General features: G+C 66.4%; 11 protein-coding genes. 10 read left to right on the top strand and 1 reads right to left on the bottom strand.

From position 1 onward, the window contains the following. Positions 1–384: 384 nt before the first annotated feature. Positions 385–756 carry a hypothetical protein gene (locus tag AC5RWT_RS30160; protein WP_494083417.1) on the bottom strand — a complete coding sequence of 124 codons (372 nt, stop codon included), beginning with the start codon at positions 754–756 and terminating at the stop codon, positions 385–387. A 30-nt stretch (positions 757–786) separates the two neighbouring features. Here AC5RWT_RS30160 and AC5RWT_RS30155 point away from each other — a divergent pair, with 30 nt between their 5' ends. The 10 genes from AC5RWT_RS30155 to AC5RWT_RS30110 form a co-directional block, all read left to right on the top strand. Continuing rightward, on the top strand, positions 787–1,716 hold the full coding sequence (locus AC5RWT_RS30155) for a hypothetical protein (RefSeq protein WP_494083416.1): 930 nt from the start codon (positions 787–789) through the stop codon (positions 1,714–1,716). Then, a complete protein-coding gene (locus tag AC5RWT_RS30150) occupies positions 1,703–2,686 on the top strand; it encodes an HAD-IIA family hydrolase (protein WP_494083415.1) in 984 nt (327 codons plus the stop codon). Before AC5RWT_RS30155 ends, AC5RWT_RS30150 begins: the two co-directional genes overlap by 14 nt. A gap of 60 nt (positions 2,687–2,746) precedes the next feature. After that, positions 2,747–2,950: a hypothetical protein gene (locus tag AC5RWT_RS30145; RefSeq protein WP_494083414.1), complete on the top strand. Its 204-nt coding sequence runs from the start codon at positions 2,747–2,749 to the stop codon at positions 2,948–2,950. Positions 2,951–2,955: 5 nt separating this feature from the next. Continuing rightward, positions 2,956–3,828, top strand: coding sequence for a TlyA family RNA methyltransferase (locus AC5RWT_RS30140; RefSeq protein WP_494083413.1), 873 nt, complete (start codon positions 2,956–2,958; stop codon positions 3,826–3,828). Then, positions 3,825–4,820, top strand: coding sequence for an NAD kinase (locus AC5RWT_RS30135; protein WP_494083412.1), 996 nt, complete (start codon positions 3,825–3,827; stop codon positions 4,818–4,820). The genes AC5RWT_RS30140 and AC5RWT_RS30135 overlap by 4 nt, the downstream gene beginning before the upstream one ends. Further along, complete coding sequence (gene recN, locus AC5RWT_RS30130) at positions 4,817–6,529, top strand: DNA repair protein RecN (RefSeq protein WP_494083411.1); 1,713 nt, start codon at positions 4,817–4,819, stop codon at positions 6,527–6,529. Before AC5RWT_RS30135 ends, recN begins: the two co-directional genes overlap by 4 nt. A gap of 118 nt (positions 6,530–6,647) precedes the next feature. Next, positions 6,648–8,369, top strand: a complete 1,722-nt coding sequence (gene pyrG, locus AC5RWT_RS30125; protein ID WP_494083410.1) for a CTP synthase — start codon at positions 6,648–6,650, stop codon at positions 8,367–8,369. A 7-nt stretch (positions 8,370–8,376) separates the two neighbouring features. Next, entirely contained in the window at positions 8,377–9,048 is a 672-nt protein-coding gene (locus tag AC5RWT_RS30120) for an NUDIX domain-containing protein (protein WP_493967990.1), read from the top strand. 15 nt (positions 9,049–9,063) lie between these two features. Then, positions 9,064–10,035, top strand: coding sequence for a site-specific tyrosine recombinase XerD (xerD, locus tag AC5RWT_RS30115; RefSeq protein WP_494083419.1), 972 nt, complete (start codon positions 9,064–9,066; stop codon positions 10,033–10,035). Positions 10,036–10,085: 50 nt separating this feature from the next. Beyond that, positions 10,086–10,251, top strand: a 166-nt coding sequence (locus AC5RWT_RS30110; RefSeq protein WP_494083418.1) for an NUDIX domain-containing protein, incomplete at its 3' end; no start/stop codon positions are given.

The raw sequence follows: 10,251 nt of genomic DNA, 5'->3' as shown, positions 1-10,251 counted from the left end.
GATGGCGGGGCCTTCCCGCGTTAAGAGGCGCGGTTCGTTAGTGGACTCACAGCCTGGATGGCTCTGACTGCGAGGAGGCGAACAGTCTGCTGCACTAGAATGGATCGATGGTATGGGCGCGCCACGAAAATCTGCGCCCGACACAAGACAACGTTTATAGAGATTTTGATGGCTGTGGTTGGTTCGATCGACTTGGCCCGCACTGAGAGGAGTTCCGGCATGGCTGATTTCCGGGGTCGTGAAGGACGAGACGACAGGGGTGCAGGCCGAGGCAACTATGGCAATCGGTCGGGTGCTGACCGCTCCAAGCAGGGCGGACAGCGCAGCCGCCCCGCCAACCAGGACCCGAGCAGCAGCGGCCGAAGTAGCGCCGCAGGATCCCGTTCACGCGACGATCGTCCTCGTCAGGATAGCGGGGAGCGCCAGCAGTATGGTGAGCGTCGTGACTTCGGTGATCGGCCGCGTCCGGAGCGTGGTGAGCGTCGCGATTTTGGTGACCGCCGTCCGGAGGGTGATCGGCCGCGTCCGGAGCGTGGTGAGCGTCGCGATTTTGGTGACCGCCGTGCGCAGGGTGATCGGCCGCGTCCGGAGCGTGGTGAGCGTCGCGATTTTGGTGACCGCCGTGCCCAGGGTGATCGGCCGCGTCCGGAGCGTGGTGAGCGTCGCGATTTCGGTGACCGCCGTGCCCAGGGTGATCGGCCGCGTACGGACCGTGACGGGCGCTCGTTCGACCGTCCCAGCGGCCCTCGTGAGCACAACGCCAATGACCTGCGCAGCGCCAACCGCGTGGATCGTCCCCGGTCGCCGGAGATTGACCCGGACGTTACCGGGGGAGAACTGGACCGCGTCACCCGCGCACAGCTGAGGACCTTGGAATCCAAGAACGCTGAGTGGGTCGCCAAACACCTGGTCATGGCAGGTCGTCTTCTCGACGAAGAGCCGGAGTTGGCTTTCCAGCACGCCCTGGCGGCCAGCCGCAGGGGTGGGCGCATGGCCCCGGTGCGCGAGGCAGTCGGCTTGACCGCATACGCGGCCGGTCACTACGGCGAAGCGCTGAGGGAGTTCCGCACATTCCGGCGGATTAGTGGTTCCAACGAGCACCTGCCGGTCATGGCCGACTGCGAACGCGGCCTTGGACGACCGGACAGGGCATTGGAACTGACTCGGTCGGAAGATGCCGAAACCCTGGACACGGCGGGCAAGGTGGAACTGGCTATTGTTGCTTCCGGAGCCCGCGCCGATCTGCAGCAGCACGATGCCGCGGTTGCAGCCTTGGAGATTCCGCAGCTGGACCGCAACCGAGCCTTCTCCTACAGCCCCCGGCTGTTCCGTGCTTATGCAGACGCCTTGGAAGCGGTTAACCGCGCCGAGGAAGCGCAGCAGTGGCGACGCCAGGCAGCAGTGGCCGAGAACGCTTTGGGTGTGGGAGATTTTGCTGAACCCGAGATCATTGACCTGGTCGGTGACGATATGGAAGCGGCCGAAGATCTGAGCCGATCCGAGTCCATTTCTCAATCACCGGCGCCTGGTGGCAATGACGCCAGGGTGCCAGCAGCCACGGCAGAGGCCGCGCCGGAAGAGGAAGAAAGCGGACCTGCCGACGGCTCGCCGGCCAGCACGCCCCCCGAGGCAGGAACAGCCCCCGCTTCGACCGCGACCGAAGAAGTGAATGCGTCCGATTCGCCGGCACGGGACAGCCTGGATGACGACAGCTGAGCCTCTGATCTCCGGCTATGACGCCTTGCTGTCCGACTTGGACGGGGTGGTCTATGCAGGGCAGCGGGCTATCCCCGGAGCCGCAGAGGCCTTGGAACGGCTTGCGGAAACCGGGACCGCATTGGGCTACATCACGAACAACGCCTCGCGCTCTTCTGAGCAGGTGGCCGCCCACTTGCGGGAGCTGGGCGCGCCGGCCACCGCCGATCAGGTCTTTGGGTCAGCCCGAGCCGGTGCGCTGATGCTTGCACGGCTCGTTGCTGCCGGTTCCAAGGTTCTGGTCACGGGCAGTCAGACGCTGGCGGATGAAACAGCAGCTCAGGGGTTTATCCCCGTTCGCTCTGCCCTCGAATCTCCGTCGGCTGTGATCCAGGGGTTTGATCCGGGACTGGGGTGGACGGATTTGGCTGAGGCGTCCTTCGCGGTAGCAGCGGGCGCAGTCTGGGTCGCCACCAACACCGACCTGACCATTCCCCGTGAGCGCGGTATCGCCCCCGGGAACGGATCGCTCGTGGCCGCCGTGCAAGCAGCGACGGGGGCGGTGCCTCTGGTCGCGGGCAAGCCCGAAGCAGGAATTTTCACGACGGCTGCGGCGGCCTTGGGCGCCAAGCAGCCGCTAGTGGTGGGGGACCGGCTCGATACGGACATTTTGGGCGGCAACAACGCCGGGATGGACACTGCCGTGGTCCTCACCGGCATTGACGGGGTGGAAGCTGTACTCGCCGCCCGTCCAGCCGAACGGCCACAGTACCTGCTGGGCAGCTTGGCCGAGTTGTACCGCCCGTATCCTGTCATCACCCGTGACGGGGCGGGGTTCCGCTGCGGCGAGGCGCTGGCTACAGTCACAAACGGGAAGCTGAACGTCTCCGGCAGCCGGCGCGATGTGGACACGTGGCGCGCTGCCTGTGCGGCCTGGTGGGACGCCCACCCTAGCCAGGCAGCAGAGCCTACACCTGGCCTTGTCGGCTGAACGCCGCTATTAGACTGATTCATGGTGGTGGGCACATCCGCCGATGCCAGGGAGGGAAGCTTGGACCAGCCAGAACCACGGGAGAGCGTGAACCAGACGGCGCCGCAGTGGCCGGCCCCCGGCGAGTCGACGGCCGACGAATCCGTCGACGGCATTATTTCCGAGCTGGCCCGCATTCCTGGGCTTCCTGTGCGCGGTCATCAGCAGCTATACCAGCAGATCCACGACGACCTGCTGGAAGACTTGGAAACCGAGGCTGATTGAGCCCGATGCCCAGATTGGACCAGGAGCTCGTCTCCCGGGGACTGGCACGGTCCCGCACCCACGCAGCCAAGCTCATCGCGTCCGGACGCGTCAGCCGTGCCGGAACAACCTTGACCAAGGCGTCGGCGGCGGTAGGCCCGGGCGACGAACTGGAGGTTGCGGCTGACGGAGGCCCTGACTACGTCAGCAGAGCCGGGCACAAACTGGCAGGCGCGCTGGAGGCCTTTCCGGCAGTGGATCCGACCGGGCTGCGCTGCCTGGATGCCGGAGCCTCGACCGGCGGCTTTACCGATGTGCTGCTGCGTGGGGGAGCGCGGGAGGTCGTCGCCGTCGACGTCGGACACGGCCAGCTCGTCGACCAGATCCGTTCGGACCGCAGAGTCAGGGTGTTCGAAGGCCTGAACGTCCGCTATCTGGACCCTGCGGAGATCGGTGGCTTGGTGGACCTGACCGTTGCGGATCTGTCGTTTATCTCCTTGACGATGGTCATCGAACCCCTGGCCAATGCCACCCGTCCTGCCGGGAATCTTCTGCTGATGGTCAAGCCGCAGTTCGAGGTGGGCCGCGAACGGCTGGCACGCACCGGCGTCGTGGGTTCTGACGCCGAACGCCACCGGGCGGTACGCAACGTTGTCTCGGCGGCCGTGGAAACGGGGCTGGACATCCGCGGACTGGCTGCGAGCCCGCTTGCCGGCCAGGACGGAAATATCGAGTATTTCCTGTGGATAAGCGTTCCGCCGGGTGTTCGGGAGCGCAGAACAGGTAGTGTGCTGACCGGGACGGTGGACGCAGCAATGGCCAACTTCCCGCAGGGAGCCGGGACACAGCCGGACCGACTGGACGAACCGAGAAGGCAGGAACCGGGAGTGGAGCGATGAGCCGGCGAATATTGGTGCTCGCGCACACCGGACGGGCAGATGCCATGGCGGCAGCCCAGGAAACGTGTGCCCAACTCCATTCGTCGGGCCTGGTGCCGGTCATGCGGAGGGAAGAAGTCGAACACATCCAGGAGACCTACGGCGACCTGGTTGTACCCACGGAGATCCTGGATGAGGACGTCAGCCTCGACGGTGTGGATCTGGGGATGGTGCTTGGCGGCGACGGTACCATCCTGCGCTCGGCTGAACTGGTCCGCGACTCGGACGTCCCGCTGCTCGGCGTCAACCTGGGACATGTCGGCTTCCTGGCCGAGAGCGAGCGGGCCGACCTGGCCCAGACGGTTCACTGGGTAGTCAACCGTGAATATGCGGTGGAAGAGCGTCTGACCATCGATGTCCAGGTGTGGCTGGACAAACGCAAGATCGGGCACACCTGGGCGCTGAACGAGGCGGCGGTGGAAAAAGGCGACCGGCAGCGGATGCTCGAAGTCGTCGTTGAAGTCGATGCACTGCCCATCAGCTCGTTCGGCTGCGACGGCGTGGTGATGGCCACTCCCACGGGATCGACCGCCTATGCCTTCTCCGCGGGCGGCCCGGTGGTGTGGCCTGAGGTGGAAGCCCTGCTGATGACGCCGATCAGCGCCCACGCGCTCTTCGCGAAGCCGCTGGTAGTCGCACCGGATTCCATCATGGCGGTGGAAGTCCTAAGCCGCAGCGAGGCCAATGGCGTGCTGTGGTGCGACGGCCGCCGCAGCCTGGAGTTGCCGCCGGGTTCAAGGATTGAAGTGACGCGCTCGGACAAGCCCGTCCGGCTGGCCCGCACCCGCCGTACGCCCTTCTCGGAGCGCCTGGTGCGCAAATTTGAACTGCCGACGTCGGGATGGCGCGGTCCTGTCAGCCCCTCCGAAGAACAGCCGCCAACCTCGTCGCTGCCCACCGTGCGCACGGTGGAACCGCGATATGCCCAGCCCAGCCGGGAGGAATCGAAATGATCGAGGAAATCCGGATCCGCAATCTGGGTGTCATCACCGAGGCCACGCTCCCGTTGGGACCTGGCCTGTCCGTTGTGACAGGCGAGACTGGGGCCGGCAAGACCATGGTGGTCACCGCCCTCGGCCTGCTGCTGGGAGCCCGCGCCGACGCCGGCGCGGTGCGCAGCGGCGCACCCAACGCGGTGACTGAGGCCGTCGTTCGGCTCGCCGCCGGCAGCCCTGCCTTGGATCGCGCGAGTGAAGCGGGGGCGGACATCGACGAGTTCGACGGCGGAGCAGAACTGATGCTTGCACGCACAGTGAACGCCGACGGTCGCAGCCGCGCGCACGTCGGCGGCCGCGGAGCCCCGGTGGGAACGCTGGCCGAGATCGGCGGTCACTTGGTGGCCGTTCACGGCCAGACAGACCAGCTCAGGCTTAAGAGCCAGCAGGCGCAGCGGGAGGCGCTGGACAAGTTCGCGGGAGAGGCCCTGTCGCAGGCCTTGTCCGCCTATGCAACGTCATTCGTACGCTGGAAGGAAGCCAGCGGTGAGCTGGAGGCACTGCGGACGGAAGCCCGCGAACGGCTGCGCGAAGCGGAGACGCTGCAGCTGGCCCTGGAAGAGATCGAAGGGCTGGATCCGCAGCCCGGCGAAGACGATGCGCTGAAGGCCGAAGCGGTGAAGCTGGCCAATGTCGAGGAACTTCGGGCGGCAGCCACCCTCGCGCATCAGGCACTGGTGGCTGAAGAGTTCACCGATTCGCCGGACGCGACGGCGTTGGTGGATTCGGCCAAGCGATCGCTGGAACAAGTGCAGGACGAAGATGCCGAACTGGGGCGGGCCGCGGCCCGGCTGGCCGAGGTCGGAATTATTCTCGCGGACGTGGCGGCGGAACTGGCCAGCTACGGCGCATCGCTGGACAGCGAAGGGCCGGGACGGCTGGAGGAAGTCGAGGCACGCCGCGCCGATCTGGCGCGGCTCGTGCGCAAGTACGCGCCCAGCATCGACGAAGTGCTCGAATGGGCCGCCCGGGCGAGCGCCCGGCTGGAGGAGCTGACTGACGATTCCAGCCGAATCGAGCGGCTGGAGGCAGAAATTGCCGAACTGGACTCGGCGCTGGCCGCCCAGTCCGGTGAGGTGACAGCACTGCGCCGGGACGCCGCCGCTGAACTCGGCCACCGGGTGGGCGCAGAACTTTCGGCGCTGGCCATGGCCGAAGCCGAGCTGGTGATCGACATCGAACCCGCACCCGCCCTCACGGTGCACGGCGCCGACATCATCACGTTCCTGCTCAAACCGCACCGGGGAGCCCCGCCACGGCCACTGGGCAAGGGCGCCTCCGGCGGCGAACTGTCCCGCGTGATGCTTGCCATCGAAGTGGTGCTGGCAGAGGTGGACCCAGTGCCCACCTTTGTCTTCGACGAAGTGGATGCCGGCGTTGGCGGTAAGGCAGCCGTGGAAATCGGCCGTCGCCTGGCCATGCTGGGGCGCTTCGTCCAGGTCATCGTGGTCACCCACTTGCCGCAGGTGGCGGCCTTCGCCGACCAGCACATCCGGGTGATCAAGACCTCCGGCGGGGACAACGGCGGCATGACTGCCAGCGATGTCCGCCTGCTCACCGACGAGGAGCGGGTGACCGAACTCGCCCGCATGCTTGCCGGCCAGGAGGAATCCCAATCCGCCCGCGCCCACGCCCAGGAACTGATCGACGGAGCGAGGGCGCTGTAGCATCGGCTACAGGTAGGACCAGCCCCGCCGCCGGCGGGGGAGCAGATGACCGGCGGGTGTGTCTTCGCACACTCGACAGAGGTCGGAGCGGCCTTGAGATCCGAGGCCGTTCAGAAAGGTGATAGGCTCGAATTCCGTGGTGCAGCGAACAAATTCCCGGTTTTCCAAGTCGTCCAAGACGACCAAACACATCTTCGTCACCGGCGGCGTGGCGTCCTCGCTTGGAAAGGGACTGACGGCTTCCAGCCTCGGCCACCTGCTCCGTGCGCGCGGCCTGTCCGTGACCATGCAGAAGCTTGATCCATATCTGAACGTGGATCCAGGCACAATGAATCCCTTCCAGCACGGTGAAGTCTTTGTCACCGATGACGGCGCCGAAACCGATCTCGACATCGGACACTACGAGCGGTTCCTGGACGAGAACCTGGACGGCTCGGCCAACGTCACTACCGGCCAGGTGTACTCCACCGTGATTGCCAAGGAACGCCGTGGCGAATACCTTGGCGACACGGTGCAGGTTATTCCTCACATCACCGACGAGATCAAGCGCCGCATGCGCCTGCCCTCCGAGCCCGTCGCCGGCAAAAAAGTGCCGGATGTGATTATCACCGAGATCGGCGGCACGGTGGGCGACATCGAGTCTCAGCCGTTCCTGGAATCGGCCCGCCAGGTCCGGCAGGACGTCGGACGCAACAACGTGTTCTTCCTGCATGTGTCGCTGGTGCCGTACATCGGCCCCTCGCAGGAACTGAAGACCAAGCCCACCCAGCATTCAGTCGCGGCACTGCGCTCGATCGGCATCCAGCCGGACGCGATCGTGATCCGCTCCGACCGCGAAGTCCCGGCCTCAATGCGGGAGAAGATCGGCCGGATGTGCGACGTGGACATCGACGCCGTCATCGGCTGCCCTGATGCGCCGAGCATCTACGACATCCCCAAGACGCTGCACTCCCAGAACCTGGACGCCTATATCGTCCAGCACCTTGACCTGAAGTTTAAGGACGTTAACTGGTCCAAGTGGGACCGGTTGCTGGAATCGGTCCACAACCCCAAGCACCACGTCGAGGTGGCGTTGGTGGGCAAATACATCGACCTTCCCGACGCCTACCTTTCTGTGACCGAAGCACTGCGCGCCGGCGGCTTCGCCAATCAGACCCGGGTGAAGATCCGTTGGGTGCCGTCGGACGACTGCGCCACCGACGAGGGAGCCGCCGCTGCGCTCAAGGGCGTGCACGCCATCTGCGTGCCCGGCGGCTTCGGTATCCGGGGGCTGGAGGGCAAACTCGGCGCGCTCAAGTTCGCCCGCGAGAAGAAGCTGCCCACCCTCGGCCTGTGCCTGGGCCTGCAGTCGATGGTCATGGAGTACGCCCGCAACATCGTGGGGCTGGAAGACGCATCGTCCACTGAGTTCGATCCGGACACCAAGCACCCGGTGATCGCCACGATGGCCGAGCAGCTGGACATCGTCGACGGCAAGGGCGATTTGGGTGGCACCATGCGTCTGGGCCTGTATGAGGCAGCGCTGCAGTCCGGCTCCGTGGTGGCTGAGACGTACGGCAGCACCAAGGTCAGCGAACGGCACCGCCACCGCTACGAAGTCAACAACGAATACCGTGACCAGCTGGCTGCGGCGGGCCTGGTGTTCTCCGGCACCTCGCCGGACGGCAAGCTGGTGGAGTTTGTTGAACTGCCCCGCGATGTGCACCCGTACTACGTGTCCACCCAGGCGCACCCGGAACTCAGTTCGCGCCCCACGCGCCCGCATCCGCTGTTCGCGGGCCTGATCGCGGCTGCCTTGGACCACGGCAAGGTCAAGACCCCGGTGAAGGCCGGGGCCTGACGTGCCGGTGCGCCCCGAACCCTTTGCCGACATCCCGGATCCGCGGCCCCTGGTCGACAGGCGTACGGTGTATCGCGGACGCATCTGGGACGTGGTCAGCGATACCTTCACCCTGGCCGAAGGCACGGGTGAGACCTTGGTGCGCGACTACATTGCCCATCCCGGTGCGGTAGCCGTCCTGGCGATGGACCCGGAGGGACGGGTCCTGCTGCTCAAGCAGTACCGGCAGCCCACCGGGATGTCGCTCTGGGAAATCCCGGCAGGTCTGCTGGACGTGGAGGGCGAGAACTTCGTGGAAGCGGCGGTTCGGGAGTTGGCCGAGGAAGCCGACCTGGTGGCTGCCCGTTGGAACGTGCTGGTTGATTTCTTCAATTCGCCCGGCTCCTCGAGCGAGGCGATCAGGATTTATTTGGCCCGCGACCTCACCGAAGTTCCAGAAGACCAGCGGCATCAGCGCACCGATGAGGAAGCGGAGATCGAACACCTTTGGGTGGATCTGGATGAGGCCGTGGACGCCGTGATGGCCGGGCGGCTGCACAATCCGTCGGCCGTGGCCGGGGTCCTCGCCGCCGCCAGGGCTGCCGCATCCGGCTTTGGCAACCTGCGCCCGGCAGATGCTCCGTGGCCCGAGCATCCCAGCCAGCGCCCGAACGGCGCCGCTGAAGCCGGCCGGCTCTAACCCGCCGTGGCGCCGCTGCAGTCCCCGTCAGCCCCAGGAGACGAATTCACCGCGACGGTGCTGGGCCGAGCCGCCGGTGACTACCTGCAGCATATGGCGGTGGAGCGCGGGCTGGCTGCCAACACGGTAGCGGCCTACCGCCGGGACCTTGGCCGCTACCTGCGCTTCCTGCAGGCACGCTCGATCAGCGAGCCGGGCACTGTCACCCGGCATGACGTGACGGCTTTCGCGCAAGCGATTTCCGACGGCGCCGACGGCGCCGCTGCATTGAGCGTGAGGTCCGCGGCGAGGACCATCGTGGCGGTGCGCGGCCTGCACAAGTTCTGGACGCTGGAGGGCATCACGGAGATCGACCCGGCCACGGACGTGCATCCGCCGCTGCCGGGAAAACGCCTGCCGAAGGCGATTTCCGTGGCCGATGTGACGCGGATCCTCGAGTCCGCAGGATCTGACACTCCCACCGGGCTGCGCGACCGGTCGCTCTTGGAATTCCTGTACGCGACGGGCGCGCGGATCAGCGAGGCGGTGGGCCTGGACGTCGACGACGTCAGCGTCGAACCGCAAGGCGACGGGCCCGCCGTCGTCCGTTTGTTCGGCAAAGGGTCCAAGGAACGGTTGGTGCCGCTGGGTTCCTATGCTGCCCAGGCGGCGGACGCCTATCTGGTCCGGGGACGCCCTGCCTTGGCGGCGAAGGGACACGGCACGCCGGCCCTGTTCCTGAACGCCCGCGGCGGACGCCTCAGCCGCCAAAGTGCCTGGACGATTCTGAAGACGGCCGCGGAGAAGGCCGGCATCACGCAGCCGGTCTCTCCACACACGTTGCGGCATTCGTTCGCCACCCACCTGCTCGAGGGCGGTGCTGACGTCAGGGTGGTGCAGGAGATGCTGGGCCACGCCTCCGTCACCACCACGCAGATCTACACGCTCGTCACCGCCGACACCCTGCGCGAGGTCTATGCCGCGGCGCATCCCCGTGCCCTCGGCTGAGGCCGCGACAGAGGTCTGCGCAGCCGTGGTGCCGGGCTAGACTCGCTGCCATGACCGTTGCCGTTGCCCTTTGCTTTCTGCTCCGGGAGGAATCCGGGCACAGCCATGTCCTGCTCGGCCGCAAGAAGACCGGCTTCGGCACCGGGAAGGTCGTGGGGGTCGGCGGCAAGGTGGAACCGGGGGAGCGCGACGAGGACGCAGCCTGCCGCGAGATGC

The organism is Arthrobacter sp. Dra40 (assembly GCF_059091905.1).
This window is presented reverse-complemented; position numbering and strand designations above follow the sequence as displayed.

Coding starts and splice junctions, on each gene's coding strand:
- AC5RWT_RS30140 (WP_494083413.1), top strand. CDS start 2,956: ATGCCCAGATTGGACCAGGAGCTCGTCTCCCGGGGACTGGCACGGTCC.
- recN (WP_494083411.1), top strand. CDS start 4,817: ATGATCGAGGAAATCCGGATCCGCAATCTGGGTGTCATCACCGAGGCC.
- AC5RWT_RS30135 (WP_494083412.1), top strand. CDS start 3,825: ATGAGCCGGCGAATATTGGTGCTCGCGCACACCGGACGGGCAGATGCC.
- AC5RWT_RS30150 (WP_494083415.1), top strand. CDS start 1,703: ATGACGACAGCTGAGCCTCTGATCTCCGGCTATGACGCCTTGCTGTCC.